The sequence below is a fragment of the Stanieria cyanosphaera PCC 7437 genome, from assembly GCF_000317575.1.
Classification (GTDB): domain Bacteria; phylum Cyanobacteriota; class Cyanobacteriia; order Cyanobacteriales; family Xenococcaceae; genus Stanieria; species Stanieria cyanosphaera.
This window is the reverse complement of the sequence record NC_019748.1, coordinates 2,437,360-2,454,212: the sequence shown is the minus strand read 5'-3', so window position 1 is coordinate 2,454,212 and position 16,853 is coordinate 2,437,360. Positions and strand designations below refer to the sequence as shown.

General features: G+C 33.6%; 14 protein-coding genes. 7 read left to right on the top strand and 7 right to left on the bottom strand.

Features of this window, described 5'->3' with window-relative positions; genetic code table 11:
• Positions 1-144 precede the first annotated feature (144 nt).
• Positions 145-1,221, top strand: a complete 1,077-nt coding sequence (locus STA7437_RS10660) for a class I SAM-dependent methyltransferase (protein ID WP_015193395.1) — start codon at positions 145-147, stop codon at positions 1,219-1,221.
• A gap of 13 nt (positions 1,222-1,234) precedes the next feature.
• Positions 1,235-1,411, top strand: a complete 177-nt coding sequence (locus STA7437_RS26575; protein WP_015193394.1) for a hypothetical protein — start codon at positions 1,235-1,237, stop codon at positions 1,409-1,411.
• A 386-nt stretch (positions 1,412-1,797) separates the two neighbouring features.
• On the opposite strand, the gene STA7437_RS10655 is transcribed toward STA7437_RS26575, so the two are convergent.
• The 6 genes from STA7437_RS10655 to STA7437_RS10630 form a co-directional block, all read right to left on the bottom strand.
• Positions 1,798-2,913 carry a Stf0 family sulfotransferase gene (locus STA7437_RS10655; RefSeq protein ID WP_015193393.1) on the bottom strand — a complete coding sequence of 372 codons (1,116 nt, stop codon included), beginning with the start codon at positions 2,911-2,913 and terminating at the stop codon, positions 1,798-1,800.
• Positions 2,914-3,128: 215 nt separating this feature from the next.
• Positions 3,129-3,455, bottom strand: coding sequence for a hypothetical protein (locus STA7437_RS10650; RefSeq protein ID WP_015193392.1), 327 nt, complete (start codon positions 3,453-3,455; stop codon positions 3,129-3,131).
• 319 nt (positions 3,456-3,774) lie between these two features.
• On the bottom strand, positions 3,775-5,841 hold the full coding sequence (locus STA7437_RS10645; protein ID WP_015193391.1) for a tetratricopeptide repeat protein: 2,067 nt from the start codon (positions 5,839-5,841) through the stop codon (positions 3,775-3,777).
• The gene (locus STA7437_RS10640) at positions 5,834-7,321 is read right to left on the bottom strand and encodes a tetratricopeptide repeat protein (protein WP_015193390.1); all 1,488 of its coding nucleotides are present in this window, start codon (positions 7,319-7,321) and stop codon (positions 5,834-5,836) included. The genes STA7437_RS10645 and STA7437_RS10640 overlap by 8 nt, the downstream gene beginning before the upstream one ends.
• A gap of 94 nt (positions 7,322-7,415) precedes the next feature.
• Positions 7,416-10,118, bottom strand: a complete 2,703-nt coding sequence (locus STA7437_RS10635; RefSeq protein WP_015193389.1) for a tetratricopeptide repeat protein — start codon at positions 10,116-10,118, stop codon at positions 7,416-7,418.
• 182 nt (positions 10,119-10,300) lie between these two features.
• Positions 10,301-10,906, bottom strand: a complete 606-nt coding sequence (locus tag STA7437_RS10630; protein WP_015193388.1) for a calcium-binding protein — start codon at positions 10,904-10,906, stop codon at positions 10,301-10,303.
• Between the two features lie 881 nt (positions 10,907-11,787).
• Here STA7437_RS10630 and STA7437_RS10625 point away from each other — a divergent pair.
• From STA7437_RS10625 to STA7437_RS10615, 3 genes are all read left to right on the top strand, one after another.
• On the top strand, positions 11,788-12,804 hold the full coding sequence (locus STA7437_RS10625; protein ID WP_015193387.1) for a glycosyltransferase family 2 protein: 1,017 nt from the start codon (positions 11,788-11,790) through the stop codon (positions 12,802-12,804).
• Positions 12,805-12,869: 65 nt separating this feature from the next.
• Positions 12,870-14,204 (top strand): TrkH family potassium uptake protein, encoded by a 1,335-nt coding sequence (locus STA7437_RS10620; protein WP_015193386.1) that lies wholly within the window; start codon positions 12,870-12,872, stop codon positions 14,202-14,204.
• Between the two features lie 63 nt (positions 14,205-14,267).
• Positions 14,268-14,963, top strand: coding sequence for a potassium channel family protein (locus STA7437_RS10615; RefSeq protein ID WP_015193385.1), 696 nt, complete (start codon positions 14,268-14,270; stop codon positions 14,961-14,963).
• A gap of 126 nt (positions 14,964-15,089) precedes the next feature.
• Here the strand turns inward: STA7437_RS10615 and STA7437_RS10610 are convergent, their stop codons facing one another.
• A complete protein-coding gene (locus STA7437_RS10610) occupies positions 15,090-15,602 on the bottom strand; it encodes a nucleoside deaminase (RefSeq protein WP_015193384.1) in 513 nt (170 codons plus the stop codon).
• 224 nt (positions 15,603-15,826) lie between these two features.
• On the opposite strand from STA7437_RS10610, the gene STA7437_RS10605 reads away from it, so the two are divergent.
• Both STA7437_RS10605 and STA7437_RS10600 read left to right on the top strand, forming a co-directional pair.
• Positions 15,827-16,405: a type III secretion system chaperone gene (locus STA7437_RS10605; RefSeq protein WP_015193383.1), complete on the top strand. Its 579-nt coding sequence runs from the start codon at positions 15,827-15,829 to the stop codon at positions 16,403-16,405.
• An 8-nt stretch (positions 16,406-16,413) separates the two neighbouring features.
• Positions 16,414-16,809 carry a DUF2358 domain-containing protein gene (locus STA7437_RS10600; protein WP_015193382.1) on the top strand — a complete coding sequence of 132 codons (396 nt, stop codon included), beginning with the start codon at positions 16,414-16,416 and terminating at the stop codon, positions 16,807-16,809.
• Positions 16,810-16,853 lie beyond the last annotated feature (44 nt).

The window sequence follows — 16,853 nt, the reverse complement described above, 5'->3', positions numbered from 1 at the left end:
AGAACAAATTTTTTATTTTTATAACTGGTGTAAAGACGGAACGTGTCGCGTCTCTACTGATAACTGATTACTATTATCCCTACTTTTTCCCGATCGCTTTTTAATTTGAATGAAGTAAATCAATTAGCGATCATCGAATTTTATATGACAACTATTACAGAATTCAATCCCACTAAAGCAGAAGCTTTTGTTGAAGGTTTGCTGAATATCCTCAACAGTGGTGCAATTTCTTTAATGATTTCTATCGGTCATCGGACAGGTTTATTTGATACGATGGCACAACTACCCCCTTCAACTAGCGAAGAAATTGCCCAAGCAGCAGGTTTGGAAGAACGTTATGTTAGAGAGTGGTTAGGTGCAATGGTTACAAGTCGTTTTGTCGATTATAACAAAAGCGATCGCATTTATTATTTCCCTCCAGAACACGCAGCCTTTTTGACAAGAAAAGCTACTCCCGACAACATTGCTATTGTTTCTCAGTTTATTGCTCAACTTGGCAGTGTAGAAGATCAAATTGTTGATTGTTTTTATCAAGGTGGAGGCGTACCCTATTCTGCTTTCAAGCGTTTTCATGAGATTATGGCAGAAGAGAGTGAGCAAACTATCGTTTCAGCCTTAACTGAGTCTGTTTTACCATTAGTACCTGGACTAATTGAAGCTTTAGAAAAGGGTATCGAAGTATTAGATGTAGGTTGTGGTAGAGGAAAAGCACTCAATAGAATGGCAAAACTTTTTCCCAACAGTAAATTTAAAGGCTATGATTTTTCTTCAGAAGCGATCGCAAATGCTCAACTAGAAGCCTCACAGTTAGGATTAAATAATATTCAGTTTGAAGTTAAAGACGCTACAATTTTTGAGGAAGTAGAAAAATACGATTTGATTACTACCTTTGATGCTGTTCACGATCAAGCTAGACCAGATTTGGTACTAAAAAATATTTATCAAGCACTACGTCCTGATGGAGTTTATTTGATGCAAGATATTCGTGCAAAAAGTGATGTAAGCGGTAATCTTGATCATCCTTTAGCTCCTTGGTTATATACAATTTCTTGTATGCATTGTATGACTGTATCTTTAGCTGTAGGTGGCATGGGTTTAGGAACAATGTGGGGTGAAGAAACAACTTTGACAATGTTAGAAGAAGCTGGGTTTAGTAGTGTAGAAATTCACCAACTCGATCACGATATTATCAACAATTTTTATATCATCAAAAAAGATTAAAAAAGCGATCAATATGTGTAGTCTTTGTGCCTTAACAAACCGTTATCAACAATTAAAAAAATCAAACTTATTAGCTTTTGATACAAAACATCTTGCTACTCAAATTACTAAAAAGCAAGCAAAAACGACTCAAGTAATCTTACTCAAAGGACGCTCATTAAAGGTTGAGCAAGAAAATAATCTTGAATAGTTTAATGTGCTGGTCGATTAATTTGTCATACTATAGCGTTTCTCGTACTGGTAAGATACAGCATTATCAGTTACTAGTTATAAAGCAAAAAGTAGCAATTAACTATTAACAAAAATCTAGAGCGAACGAGTGTACCTCATAGAGCGTGAGAACTACTATGCTTAGTGCGATCGCAGTTCGCTTATGTTTTTCTTCAAATACACCTTGAGATTTATAAACTTTTAATAATATCTAAAGAAATGTTCTGCGATTTTAAGTACCTAAACAGAAATTAATTCGACCATTTATAGTAGTTGAAGCAAAGATTAAGACATTTCCTTTTCCTTAGTTTAAGATTATGATGTCCGCGTACTATAGTTTGCTTGCTATAGTAATAAATTTTAAAGCTATTGCTTTTCCATTTTACTAAATAAATACTTTTCTTGATATTTACTAATAATTTGCTCGGAAAGACTAGAACCTGTCTTTTTAAAAGTAGATTGCAAATCAGTTAGATGTTCTTGAGAATATTTGATATTTAAATAATCAAAAATTTTACGTATTTGTTCAGCTTTATTGTCTAATAGCTGTTCGTATTCTATTCGTAAAGGAGAAATTTGATATTTGTCAAATAATTGATTTAAATATCTTTCTCCCTCTTCTAATGAAAGATAATTTCTATGAACTTTTTCAAGTAAATAATCATCAATATCAATAGTTTGTAACTTAGTTTGATAATCAAGTTGTCTGTTAGAATTATCAATATGCCAAACATTGGTTGCTTGTGCCACAACTACAGAAACAGCCTGAGCTATTTTATCTCTTCTGACTAGATAAATATATTTAGTAATTAGCTTAAATATTTTGTCAAAATCAAATTGAGTTTGTTGAAAATCTTTTAAAAAATGTGAGATAAATTTAGTACCAAATACACTGTTGGGTGTTACTTGATAAGTCATGAGAATTTCTAACAGTCTAATATAATCAAACTGACAAGATTTTGCTATGACTACGCTAGCTTGTCTTAAATGTTCTTTAGGATATCCAGCAATTTTAGTAGAATTTAAAATACTACAGAGAAAATTTGAACCTGAACGAGGAGTGGTTATAATTGCATAGGCTGTTTGTGGCAGTTGAACTTGATAATCAGAACTTTGTAGTAATTTTTGCTCAGACATCAAATTGACAAAAATATCTGTAAATAATCTCAAAACTGTAATTTTTAGCTTTAAATTATTAATTTGATTTTTAATAGTTTCAAAAATTATATGTTCATTATCAATTGAGGCAATTACTATTGCTTGACAATTGATTAAGTGTTGAGGTTCAATCAATAATTCGTGTTTAAATTTATTGTCCCAATTGTAATAATAATTATTCTGTTCGCCGTTGTTATTTTTAAAAAAATCTTGAAGATAATTAATTGTGTTTGTTTCCCCAATAAAAATGATTTTGTCGTGGGAAGAAAGCTTTTGCAGAAACTGAGTTTCTTGAAGATTTTGAAATATTTGATTGGCTTCCATTATTCGGTCTCTTTTAATTATGATGAACTATTTCAAGAGCGGACAGCTTCGCTGGGAGCGAGATCGCTTTTGAATGAGGAGTTAATATTCAACCTATGATATCCACAGAATTACTTTTTCGGTATAAAAATATCAAAAATCCTCAAAGTTTTGCTTGTTTTTTAAGTGTTTCAGTTCTACATATTAATTACTTAAAAATCATTTTGCACTTTCTTTTAAAGCTCCGCTTGCTCAAGCCATCGTAAAATTCCATACAGTATGCCAACAAATCCTCCTAATCCAATCAAAATAAACGTAATCACAAATAATCCTGCTGACAAACTGGCAATTACTCCAGCTAAATAAGGTGCGCCAATCAAAATTGAAGCGATTAGTAGTTTTTTGGGTGTCCAATCAATCGTTTTCCAATTGGTTTGAATTGCTCCTGCTCTACCTGCTTTAGGTAAAGGATTGGAAGCATCATTTGACGTTGAAGCACCTCTTCCTTTTTTAAATTGTTTACCTTGTTTTTTGTGATTAGAGAAAGGCTTTTGATTTGACATAGATTAATAGTTTTTTAGTGTAAATAATTAAATCAAGATTGTTTCCAAGATTGGTTAGCGAATTGAAGTTGATTAATTTGCTGAAAAAAGAGTGATCGATTAAAATATAATCCTACAAAATATAGTTTTTATTCTAAATTTTTTTGATAAGAAGGAGGCGTATTTTAACATTTTCTCAAACAATAGATAAGTACTTGATTAAGATTCAAATTTACAACGATTTTAAGTTCAATAGAACTTATTATTTCGCTTTTTACCTGATTTAAAAATGTAGTCTAATAAATTGAAAACTACGATAAATTATTGATTTTTCTACTGTTTAATCCCAGTTAAATTTGATACCTAAATGTTCTTCTAATTGTCGATTATGAGCTTGAAAGTAATTAGTTAAAGTACTTTTTAATTGAGAGTCGCTGTTTTGGTATGAACCAGCATTAACTTTAAGATAATTGGAAATTGGATGATTAGGTAAATCTAAAAAACTGAAAACTTGTTCCATGACTTGAGCAGGATTATTATATAAGTCTTCACTGGGAAGAATTAATAATTGCTCTCGGTTGAACAATTCTAACCAAGGTTGGAGTTGATAAAAATAAAGACTACCCAAAATATTATCAGGATTGCGATAACCAGCCTGAGCTAACTTAGCTACATCCTGATTTTCTAATTGTTTTAATTCGAGTGCGATCGCGTCTGTTAAACTACTATTGATTTGACCATGATTAACTTTGTGATAATGCCAAGATATTGTTCTTTCAACAGGATTACGCAATAAAAAAATAAGTTTAACTTGAGGAAAAGATTGATAAATTCTTTCGGCGACGACAGGAAAACGAATATAGTTGGGTGTAGCTTCTCCAGTAAGATAATCTGGTTGATCGCTGATTGAGGGAAAATGAGCTAAATACCAATCAGTTCCTTTTTGATAATGTTTCCAAAAAAAATCTAATTCTTTTTTATGAGGTAGCAGAATTTGCGGATGATGACTAAGATAGTTATAAAGTGAAGATGTACCTCCTTTTGCTGCACCAGCAATAATAAAGTTTGGTCCTTGTTCTTTTTTGTGTTGCCAATCAAAGGAAGCTAATGAAGGATAAATTTTAATTACTCGCTGATAAGAGCTACTGCGATAAGAATCAATTGCTTCAGAAATTCTACCTTGTTCGCTTAAAGCATCGCCTAGATTACCCCAAGCAACATCCAGATTGGGATGCTCGCTAACAATATTTTGATAAAAAGGAATTAATTCTTCAAGTAATTGTGGATCGGTAGGCGTATATTGTAGATCGATATAAGCCGATTGAAAACGAGGATTGATCTTTAAAGCTTGTTGATAAGTAATAATAGCTGCTTTAAAATGACTTTTAGCTCTAAAAAATTTAGCTAGTTGATAATAATCTTTCGCCGTAGGTTTTGGTATTTGCGCGATCGCTTCTTGACAAAGAGCTACTGCTTGTTGTTCTAAAGTCGATGATTGAGTAGTATATTCTAAAGCGGTTTGATAAGAATTTAAAGCAGATTGATAGTCTTCAAGATGACAAAAGATTTTGCCCAACTGTAAATAAACAGGAACAAAACTAGGATTAATTTGAGCAACATTTTGATAAGCTGCGATCGCTTCTTGCCACTGCTGAAGCTGATTCAAAACATTACCGAGTTGATGATAAGCTTCCCAATAGTTTGGTTGAAGTGCGATCGCTTTTTGATAATTATCGCTCGCTTTCTGCCATTTTTGTTGTTGAGTTAAAACTACACCCCAACTATAGTAAGCGACAGCAAAATTTTGGTTCAATTCAATCGTTTTACGATATTGCGCACCCGCTTGTTCCCATTGTTGTTGGGCTGCTAAAATGTTACCCAAACCAAAGTGAAATTGGGGATTATCGGGATTAAATTTGACTCCCTGACGAAATAAAGTAATTAATTGCCGATATTTTCCTTGACTAGCTAAAATTTCTCCTAAACGTTGATATGCTGCCAGAAAGTCAGGTTTTAGTTTAATTGCTTGACGATAACATTGAGCAGCTTTACCAATTTTTTGATGAGTAATCAGTGTATTTCCCAACAAATAGTGTTTTTCGGCTTTTGCCCAATTCGGTTCTAACTGTAAAGCTTGATACCAACGCTCCACTGCTTTGGATTGATTACCAGTTTGAGTTAAAACTCTAGCTAAATTACGATAAGCACCAGCAAAATCAGGATTTAATTTAATTGCTTGTTGATAAGCTGCGATCGCTTTTTGCCAATTTTGTTGACGAGCATATAAACTACCTAAATCGGCATGAAGTTCCGCTCGTTCAGGATTAAGTTTAATTAACTGCCGATATTGTTCAATTGTTGTGGTTAGATTCGCTTTGAAATCCAGCGAATTAAAGCTGTCATTCATATTTTTTTTGAATAATTAATTGATAAATTTGGGGAGCATGACTGACAATTTCCCATTGATTTTTGATAGACTCCAGAAAGCGATCAATACCTAATTTGGGATTTTGTGAGGGATTAGTAGGATTGATCCAACCATAATCATTGAAAATAGCAATTCCTTCCACCTTCAGCAGTTGCCAAATATAAGCAGCATCTTGTTCGATTTGAGTTGTTAATTTACATCGATCTTGAAGATTTACTACATCATAGGTATTGGGAATCAGAGTGGCAAGTAACTGTTGTATCTCTCCCTTCATTAGAGTTACTTTACTTCGTGCTTGAGTTTTATCAAGATTGTTTTCAAAATAGCGATCAAAGCTAGAATCAATACAAGTCAATTTAGCTGAAGAATGAGTCAAAATTCGATCAAGTAACCAGCAAGTCGACATTCCTTGGTGACTACCAATCTCTAATGCCTGAATGTCTGCTTGATTAGCTAAAGATTGCAAACAAGATTGCCACAAAGAAATTCGATAACTAAAATTATCTTGAGTAAAGCTGTAGTCTTTACGCCGACATTCTTGCCAACCTTTTAAAACACAGGCTTTTTGAAAACTAGCGATCGCATCAGAAATGCGTCCTTTTTCCCTTAAAGCGTTACCCAATTGCACATAAACCCAAGGATATTCCTCGACTAAATTAATAATGGCATGACAAGTTGCGATCGCTTCATCCCATTTTTGAAATTGAATCAAGGTTTTAACTAAATCTCGATATCCTCCAGGAAACTCAGGCTCAATTTGAATTGTTTGTCTAAATTCAGTAATAGCTTCCTCAAATTGTTGTTGCCGAAGATAAATTGTTCCCAGTTTATGATGAGCGCGACTTTGATTAGGATCTTGATCTAAAATCTGCTGATAACAGGAAACCGCTTGATTGATTTTTCTTTGTTCAAGCCAAATTTCAGCTAGTTCATAATGAGGCTCAAAGTTACTCTGTCTCGTTTCGCTAGCTTCACTCTGCTCGATTGCTCGTTGATAACAGTTAATTGCCTCATCGAGCTTATTTCTGTGATAAAATGCTTTAGCTAATTTATGATAACCTCCAGCATTGACTAAATTAGGATTAATTTGAGTTGCTTGATACCAACATTCCATTTCAGCTTCTGGTTCTTCTAGCTGATTGTAAATTTGAGCTAGTGTTGAATAAAGTTGTACCGAATTGGGTTGATATTTTAGAGCTTGTTTCAAACAATTAATTGCTGATTCCCATTGAGATTCGCGAACATATAGCTGACCAATGTGAGTATAAGCTTCAACTAGTGATGGTTTACTTTCTAAAGCTAGAGAATGCCAAACAATCGCTTGATCAAATCGACCTAACCCTTGCAACAGGTTACCTAAATCACGACAAGATTGTTGCCAAGTTTCAGCCTGAAATTCTTGTTGATGGAGAATTGCTTCACAGTTAGCAATGGCTTGAGTTAAATAGTTAAGATTCACGGAGCAAATACCAAAAATTTAAGATTTGATGGAATAGGATTCAAAAATATTTTTATCGGGCTAATTCCAAGCTAATTTTGCCCATAATTTCTGTTTAATTTATTAGTCCAACTACTTTTAAAATTGATTTAAGAGAACTTAAATTTACAAGAATGTCTTCGGTAAGAGAATTCTGATACATTAAGTGCCTCAAAGTAGAACAATCAAAACTATCTCCAATCGAATAGTAGTGTTTGAGTTGTAGTTGCTGGCTAATAATCCAGTAATCTGTTCTAACATAATGAGGAGAGAAAAGTTCAACTACTGTTACACCAGGATTACAAAAAACTAAATTAGTTAAACTAGAACCATGAGGCGAAACAATCACCTTCGCATGAGCAAATAAAGCAACTTGTTCCAACACAGACATTTTTTCTAAAAAGACTGTTTTAAATCCTAATTGATTTAATAAATCAGTAACTTCCGTTTCATTAATTACTTGTCGACCACGTGCTTGAGCGCGACTAATATAAACTAAGTCTGGATAACGATGATGAGCTAGATCGATCTGAGGTAAAAAAATCTGACGTAAAAACTTAATAGTCTCGAAAGGAACCCAATCCAAATAACCAGGAAAAGAAGGTACGATCAGTTCTTGAGCTTGTAAATAACTATGGCGATCGCTTGGGATGATTTTTGCTGCGGGAATACCAAGTAAATTAAGCGTTTCTCTTTGAAAGGGTCGGTCAAAATTATTAACCACAAACCAATCGATTCGGTTTAAGTCTATGCCACTGCGTCGCAGTATCTCTATTCTGGGAAGAATATCAATCATCCAATGATAATAAACATGACCAGCCAAACCTGAGAGTAAAACAACTGTTCCCTCAAGACTTTCTAAAGTCGGCATTTCGTCCAAACTAAATATCGTATGACTACGACGTTTTTGATAAGGACACCCAGGTAAAAACCAAGGATAATGACGAGATAAATCTCCTAATAAATAACCATCAGGAGTCATTACTGCTATCGCATTACAGATGATCCACTCATTTTTTTGGGGAGCAATCCACGCTCTTGCTTCAGGGATATTAACGACAAAGGGTTGAGGAGTATCAATACTTGTGGTTAACTCAGAACACTGATAAGCATTTCGACTGATTTGAACTGGTTTAAACTGCTCAATTAATTTGCTCATACAAACCGAGCAATTGACACCAGCACAATTAGCTTCAAGTTCTTCTCGTTCGGTTAAACTAATGAGTTCTGGTTGGGAAATTTCTTTATTAGTTTTGATTGATTTTGTACCTTCCCAAGGCACTTGGACGTAATTAAAGTCATCTAATTCACAATCTCTAATCCAAGCTTGAGTATCATAATAAATTTGCTGAGGCAGTTGAATTAAATTATGATCTGAAGGAAAGAGATTGGGTAATTGTTGCCAAGATTCTACATTTTCATCTAGCTGTTGTTGCAAAACAGTTTCGTAATAACTGATCGCTTGTTCTGCTTGTTGTTGTCGTTCCAGAATTTTGCCTAATTGAAAGCAAATTTGAGGATGATTGGGTTGTAGCGTCAATCCCATTTGATAAATGGTTATGGCTGCATCTAATTTTTTTTGTTTGGCTAAACAATTGCCTAAACGCAGATATAACTCCACTTCTCGGGGTTTAATTTGTAAGGCTTGTTGAAAATAAATTTCTGCTTGCTTGATTCCACCATATTCAAACAAAATTTCGCCTAAATAAAAATAAGTTTGCCAGAAAAATTCATAAACCTGTTCATACTCAAGTTTTTGTTGTAAAGCTTCTAAAAAACGAGCGCAAGTAAATTTAGCTTGTTCAAGTAAATCCTTTGGTTGTACAGACTGAACTCTTTGACAATAGGTTTTAACAAAAATCGGTTGTAGAGCGATCGCTTTACGTAAATAATCAACCGCTAATTGTAAATTTCCTTGAGTGAGCAAAGCGTCAGCACAATGACTATAAGCCCAAATATTATTAGGTTCTAATTCAATTACTTTTTGATAATGTGCGATCGCATTATTGAAATTTCCTTGTTGTTGCCATAATTTACCGAGATTATGGTGAGCCAAAGCCATATTTGGTTCTACTATTACCGCAGTTTCAAAACTAGCTAGCGCACGATCTGGTTGTTCATTAAACCAGAAGACTTGTCCCAAATTGTTATGTAGCGTTCCCCAAGTCGGATCTAGTTTTAATCCTTGTTGATAAATTTCAATGGCTGCATTGAGTTTTTTTTGTTTGGCAAAGATACTACCTAAATTACTGTAGGCTTTAATGTAGTTCGGTTGAAGTTTAATTGCTTGATAATAATTTTCAATCGCTTCAGTTAATTGCGTTCTTTGATCATACAGTACCCCTAAATTAAAATATACTGCTGCATAACCTGGTTTAAGGGCAATCGTCCGACGATAAGCAGCAATTGCTCCTTGCCAATCTCCTAATTGATGCAAAACAACTGCTAGATTATATTGCAATTGATCCCAATCTGGTTTCAAAGTCAAAGCTTGTTGATAATGCCAAGCTGCTTTAACTAATTTGTGTTGTTTAGTATATAAAAGACCAAGTTCGGCATGAATTTCCGCTTGATCAAGTTGGGTATCGAGAACTTGTTGATAAGCTGCGATCGCATTATCCCATTTTCCTTGATGAGCAAAAGCTTTTCCTAACAATGGGTATAATTCAAGCCTACTAGGATTATGTTGTAAAGCTTCTGTGCAGACTGCAATTACAGTACTCCACTGCCCTTGATTTAGATAAGATTTGATCGTTTGAATCGAGAGTTCTCCTCTCATATATATATTCTCAACAATAGAAACAATCTGAATATTTTCTAGTATCGATCACATCCTGCTCGAATGACGTTAGCAGGTTGCTTAACTGAGGAAAGATTGACTATGAGATATCTCATATTAGCAAACCCACGACAACTGCCGTGGGTTCTGATTTAAATTCAATTAATTACCAAGTAATTCAATTAGAAAAGTTCCCAATTGCCATTATTATCAGTATCTTCTGCATTAAGATTTAAACCTTTATCAAGAGAAATCACATCTTGACCATCAATTGAGACTTTACCAGTGGTTTTGTCATATTGAACAGTAGCGTCACTACCAATACCCTTGAATCGAATTAAATCCTCTCCCTTAGTAAAGTCAAGAATTTTATCTACTTCTCCTGAAGTTAAATCTTCAGCGAAGAATTCAAAAATATCTGAACCTGCGCCACCACTCATAATGTCTGCACCTTTACCGCCGATGATCACATCATCTCCAGCACCACCGATGAGAATATCATCTCCATCGCCACCGTTGAGATAATCGTCACCTACTCCTCCTCTAATAGTGTCGTTTCCAGCACCACCGAAAAGTTTATCATCTCCACCTAAGCCAGCGATATTATCGTCTCCCAAACCGGTTTTAATCAAGTCAAATTTTTGACCACCAATGACAAAATCATCGCCATCACCTTCAATAATAAATACATTGCTTTTTAGCTGTTTACCAACAATGTCTAAACCCAAATCGGAGTTAGTCATTTCTATTAATGGAGTGGTACTAAAATTAGAAAGAATACTTGACATAATTAACGCTCTCTCTTGTTTGATTATGATTTGACTTAAATCACTGCCTTATTGTAAGCAGCTAAAACCCTTATTGGCAATGATAAATTAATCTATATTTTTTTTAGTAATACAAATCACATAATAAATTTTCAAGAGTAAAAGCTTGGTTTTTTTTATCGTGATTACGACATTTTTTTTGTCACTAATTATAATTTATGTATTTTGACTTGTTTAAAATGTAGTTATACGTATTATTTAGTATTACTAAATTATTAAAAATATAAATTTCATCAAGAAGTAAGTATTTTCTAGATACTTAGCCTTAGTAGACAACTTGATTAACTCCTTAATTTCCTAAATAAAAAATTTAAGTTAATGTAAAGTTACAATAAAAATACAATAAAAATAATTAGAATTTTATTTAAATAAACCATTTTTTGCTGGAAGATTTTAAAATTAGATATTTAAAGTTTTTTTTGTTTAATAAATTCAAGATACTTGCTGAAATATAAAAATTTTGTTAAAAATAAAGATGGTAATTTAGTCTTATTTGTTTAGTTACTATTACTTAGTTATTTTTATTTAATTGATTTTACTTAGTTGATTTCACTGAAAATATTTTTTTTGATAAAAAGTGACTAATTTAATCGCATTTTTTAACTTTATAACTAACCAGTAATCAGAATAATAATTGTTACAAAAATAATAGTTAAACTTTTAAATATAATCGTTTAATTTTTGCGACAATGTGCCTTTTAATTTTAAAAAATAAATAAATCCAATCATTTTCATGATCGATTAGTCCAAAAAACTATCAATTAAAGCTAAGATAATTAGCTATTAATCGAAATTAGCTAAACAAAATATTATTTCAAAATAAACGTTGATTTTGAGCAATTATGAAAGCTACTATTGCTGAACCCCAGGTAAGTGTGATTATTCCTACTTACAATTGCGATCGCTATATCAGTCAGGCAATAGATAGTGTCTTACAGCAGCAAAATTGTAGTTATGAAATAATCGTCATTGATGACGGTTCAAGCGATCGCACAGAAGAAATTCTGCAACCCTATCACGATCAAATTCGTTATCTAAAACAAATCAATCAAGGAGTAGCAGCAGCTAGAAATAATGGGATTTCTTCAGCTAAAGGACAGTTAATTGCTTTTTTAGATGCAGACGATTACTTTTTGCCAGGCAAACTAGCAGCACAAGCAGAGATATTTGATAAAAGACCAGATTTAGGAATTGTTCATAGTGGTTGGCAAAGAGTTGATTCTGTGGGCAACAAGTTATTAGATGTTAAACCTTGGGAACAAACTCCGCAACTAAATCTTGAAAACTGGTTACGATGGAAACCAGTTCTACCTAGTGCGATGATGTTCCGTCGTAAATGGTTAGAATACGCAGGTGGTTTTGATGCTCGTTTTCCTCCTGCTGAAGATACAGAATTAGTTTTAAGACTAGCTTATAAAGGATGTCAATCTGCTTGGTTACGTAAAATTACTGTTTGTTATCGTCAACATGAACAAAGTGCAATGCACAAAGGCTTACCACAAGCTCGTTCTCTTAGTGCTGTAATTGACTCTTTTTTTGCTCAACCTAATTTACCAGAAAAAGTTAGACTAATGGAATATTCTGTTCGTTATGGTACATTAGTATGGATTGCTTGGTATCTCTACTATACAGATCATCCTGTTGAAATGACAGATTATCTTAAACGAGCTTGGCAATATAGACCCTTTTCTGCAATAGCGACTGTCACGAACTGGGTTGAAAGTTTTGCACAATTTTCTCATAACTGGGGCATAAAATTTGATACCAATACGCTAATTCAATCACCGCAATGGCAAGAATTAGTTCAATGGATAATTGAAGTTAACAATCCAACTCAAAATAAAACTAGACATAATTAAATTCTTGTAATCTAGGGTAAGCTCCAAAAAAGAGCATTTTTTTGTATCTAAAATTTTGATCGATTATGACCATAGCTCGAACTATTTGTCTGGGGTTCCTAGCCGTTATAGTTATTGGGACTTTATTATTAACGATGCCTTTTGCTACCAGTAATGGTGAGTGGAACGATCCGATTGTGGCTTTATTTACCTCTACTTCTGCGGTTTGTGTTACGGGTTTAGTCGTAGTCGATACAGGAAGTTATTTTTCCTTTTGGGGACAATTAATTATTGCTCTGTTAATCGAAATTGGTGGTTTAGGTTATATGACGATTACTACCTTTCTAATTTTATTAATCGGAAGAAAATTTGACCTCAAACAAAAGTTTGCCATTCAAGAATCTTTTGACCGCCCCTTTTTGCAAGGAAGCTCTAATTTAATTCGTTCAATTATCGCCACAACTTTACTTTTTGAAATTACAGCGATTTTTTTAATGTTGCCAATTTTCACCAAAGATTTTGGCTTATCACAAGGATTATGGTTTGCAATTTTCCATAGTATTAGTGCTTGGAATAATGCTGGCTTTGGTTTATTACCTGATAATCTCATTCAATATGCTTCTTCTTGGACAATTAATTTAGTTATTCCTGGATTAATTATTTTTGGTGGAATTGGCTATCAAGTAATCATTGAAATGTATATATGGTTGTTGAATCGAATCCAAAAACGTAAAGAAAAATTTTGTTTTTCTCTCAATTTTAAAGTAGTTACAAGCACTACACTTATTCTTTTAATATTAGGTACTATTGGGTTTTGGTTGATCGAATTCGACAATCAAAACACGTTGGGAAATTTAGATATTCAAGGTCGATTTTTGACAGCTTGGTTTCAGTCTGTCACTACTAGAACTGCTGGGTTTAATTCAATCGATATTGGAAAAATGACTACAGCAGGTTTATTTTTAACTATTGGTTTAATGTTTGTCGGAGCAAGTCCTAGTGGGACAGGTGGAGGAATAAAAACTACAACCTTAAGAATTTTATTTAATTGTACTCGTTCAGTTTTAGAAGGAAAAGATGAAGTTATTTTATATCAAAGAGAAGTTCCATATCCTCTAATTTTAAAAGCAGTTGCAGTGGTATTTGGCTCTGCTGCATCTATTGTCTTTATTACTATTATTATTTCTTCAATAGATGGAAGTATCGATTTAATTGCAATTTTGTTTGAAGTTGTTTCCGCCTTTGCAACTGTAGGTTTATCTACGGGAATTACTGCTAGTCTTTCTAAGTTATCTCAATTGATGTTAATTATGACAATGTATGCAGGAAGAGTAGGAATTTTACTGTTGATTGCAGCTATTATTGGAGATCCTCGCCCTACTACCTTAAACTACCCAGAAGAAAATTTATTGGTTGGTTAAGCAATCAAATGAAAATGCTCAGGAGAAAATAAAATAAATTATTAAAGATCAACGAGGTTAAGAGTGAATTTAAAATCTCTCAAATTTTTGAATAATCTTCGTAAAGAAAATCGTCAATTTGCAGTGATTGGATTAGGACGTTTTGGCAGAGCAGTTTGTAGTTCTTTACATCGAATGGGTTATGAAGTTTTAGGTACAGATATCGATGAAAAACTTGTTACTCAAGCATTAACACAAAAGATTGCTTCCCATGCCATTCAACTTGATTCGACTGAACCAGAGTCATTAAAGGAAGCAGGTATTTTTGAAATGGATACGGTGATTGTTGCGATTGGTAATTATCTTCAAGAAAGTATTATTACTACTCTTAATGTTAAAGAAGCTGGGGTTAATTATGTCGTCGCTAAAGCTTCTTCAGAAATTCATGGTAAATTATTACAGAGAGTTGGTGCAGATCATGTGGTGTTTCCTGAGTATGAAGCTGGTTGTGCTTTAGCTCAGACTTTAACTAAACCAGCTATTCTTGAACGCTTTGAATTAGACCCAGAAAATAGTATTGTTGAGATCTTAATTCCTGAAGAATTTCATGGCAAAACTTTAGCCCAATTGGAACTGAGAGGGCGTTATGGAGTGATTGCTTTAGCAGTCAGTAATGGTGATAAATTTGTGATCAATCCCGATCCTCAGCAAAAACTTACTCAAGGATTAATTATGGTGATAATTGGCAGTAATAAAAATATTCAACGTTTACCAATTTAAGCAAATTCATAAAAACCTGTTTAGATTATTACTAATTACTAATTATGAGGAATAAATAATCAACAATTAACAATCGACAACAACCAGGGAAATGAACTGTAGCTCTAAAAATTGAGAACCGCTAGATTAGCTTCTTTTGTTAGCAAACCAATTTTGTAGTTGCTGACGACAATGAAATTCTTCAATGCCAGCTAAAACTTTCAGTCGGTGATTAGAACAAGCACTATCAGGAAGATTAATTACAGTACGTACTGCACCAGTTTTGGGGTCATCAGTACCATATACAAGTAAATTGATTCTGGCTTGAATAATTGCTCCAATACACATAGGACAAGGTTCTAGGGTAACGTAGAGAGTGCAATCGTTAAGATACCAATTTTGTTTGACCCGAGCAGCAGTACCTAAAACAAGAATTTCAGCATGAGCAGTAGGATCTTGATTTCTTTCTTTGCGGTTGGCTGCTTGAGCAATAGAATTTCCTTGACTATCAACAATAACTGCACCAACAGGTACGTCTCCTTGTTTTCCTGCTTGATGAGCTAATTGAAGAGCCTGTTGCATCCATCGTCTATGGAAAAGATAAGTTTGGTAGTCTAATTGAGAAAGCCATTCCCAATTAACTAAATTGTTAGTATTCATATCATCAGATCTATAACAGTTATCAGTTAGTAATTACTAATTATGAGAGATTAATAATCAACCTCACCGAAGGGACGCGTAGCGACCAACAAACAACTATCAACAAAAATCTAAATGTTTACTGTAGTCCTAAAACGTGGAAACCGCTAAAGTCTGACTAAATGTAGATTGTTTAGACGAAACTTCAGTATACATTTTTAATTAATAAGACTTGTTTTTTAATAATGAAAATTGAAGAAATTTCTGTCATTCTTGCTCAATTGTTCAATTCTGATGCGATCGCTCACAATGATGAAGATACATGGCAAGTTAAAAGCGATCGCTTGAACTTATTAGTTATTTTATCAGAAAATCATTCGTGGTTACGCTTGTTGACTCCTATTGCACCAGTAAGCGAAGCCCAAGTGATGTTTGAGCAATTGTTAACAGCTAATTTTGAATCAACTGGTGAAGTTCGCTATGCCATAGGACAAAATGTGTTGTGGGGTGTTTTTTATCATCGGCTTGAAAGTTTAACTTCAGAAGATTTACAAAGTGCAATTACCTCTTTAGGAACTATGGCAGAAGCAGGTTTGTCAGAATCTTTTCAAGATTTAATTGAAGGACGTATTCGTCAAATCATTTATGCTGCTAAACTTCAAAATCAAAGTTTGGAGACAACTTTACAAACTCTAGAAAGATTTTATCAAGAAGGAATGTTGGGCGGACTGAATCAAAAACCCGAGGAAAGAGAACAATTTTTGGGTGCTTGGAAATATCAGTTAAAGCGATTATGGTCAGAAGTAGACGCTAACGAATCATAAACTACACAATGGAAATCATTGAAATTATCAAACAAGACTATCAAAACTTTCCCAAGAACCAAACTTATAGTATTTACGCTGACGATGTTTATTTTAAAGACCCTTTGAACGAGTTTCGGGGAATTCAACGCTATCAAACTATGATTGGTTTTTTGGGGAATTTTTTTAGGGAGATAAACTTAGATCTACATGACATTAGCCTTCAGGAAAATTGTCTTAAAACAGAATGGACTTTACACTTGACTTCCCCTCTGCCTTGGCAACCACGTTTGAGCATTCCTGGTTGGAGTGAACTTAAACTCAATCAAAACGGTTTAATTATTGCTCATATAGACTATTGGCACATTTCTCCCTGGGAAGTTTTGAAACAAAATTTGTTCGGTTTTAAACAAAATTCACAATAATAATAAGTAATGTAAATATATTTATTCAGCTAGGACAAAACTTC

Bases quoted from the DNA above. Each gene is read 5' to 3' on its own strand.
- STA7437_RS10660 (WP_015193395.1), top strand. From the start codon at position 145: ATGACAACTATTACAGAATTCAATCCCACTAAAGCAGAAGCTTTTGTT.
- STA7437_RS26575 (WP_015193394.1), top strand. From the start codon at position 1,235: ATGTGTAGTCTTTGTGCCTTAACAAACCGTTATCAACAATTAAAAAAA.
- STA7437_RS10655 (WP_015193393.1), bottom strand. From the start codon at position 2,913: ATGGAAGCCAATCAAATATTTCAAAATCTTCAAGAAACTCAGTTTCTG.
- STA7437_RS10650 (WP_015193392.1), bottom strand. From the start codon at position 3,455: ATGTCAAATCAAAAGCCTTTCTCTAATCACAAAAAACAAGGTAAACAA.
- STA7437_RS10645 (WP_015193391.1), bottom strand. From the start codon at position 5,841: ATGAATGACAGCTTTAATTCGCTGGATTTCAAAGCGAATCTAACCACA.
- STA7437_RS10635 (WP_015193389.1), bottom strand. From the start codon at position 10,118: ATGAGAGGAGAACTCTCGATTCAAACGATCAAATCTTATCTAAATCAA.
- STA7437_RS10630 (WP_015193388.1), bottom strand. From the start codon at position 10,906: ATGTCAAGTATTCTTTCTAATTTTAGTACCACTCCATTAATAGAAATG.
- STA7437_RS10625 (WP_015193387.1), top strand. From the start codon at position 11,788: ATGAAAGCTACTATTGCTGAACCCCAGGTAAGTGTGATTATTCCTACT.
- STA7437_RS10620 (WP_015193386.1), top strand. From the start codon at position 12,870: ATGACCATAGCTCGAACTATTTGTCTGGGGTTCCTAGCCGTTATAGTT.
- STA7437_RS10610 (WP_015193384.1), bottom strand. From the start codon at position 15,602: ATGAATACTAACAATTTAGTTAATTGGGAATGGCTTTCTCAATTAGAC.
- STA7437_RS10605 (WP_015193383.1), top strand. From the start codon at position 15,827: ATGAAAATTGAAGAAATTTCTGTCATTCTTGCTCAATTGTTCAATTCT.
- STA7437_RS10600 (WP_015193382.1), top strand. From the start codon at position 16,414: ATGGAAATCATTGAAATTATCAAACAAGACTATCAAAACTTTCCCAAG.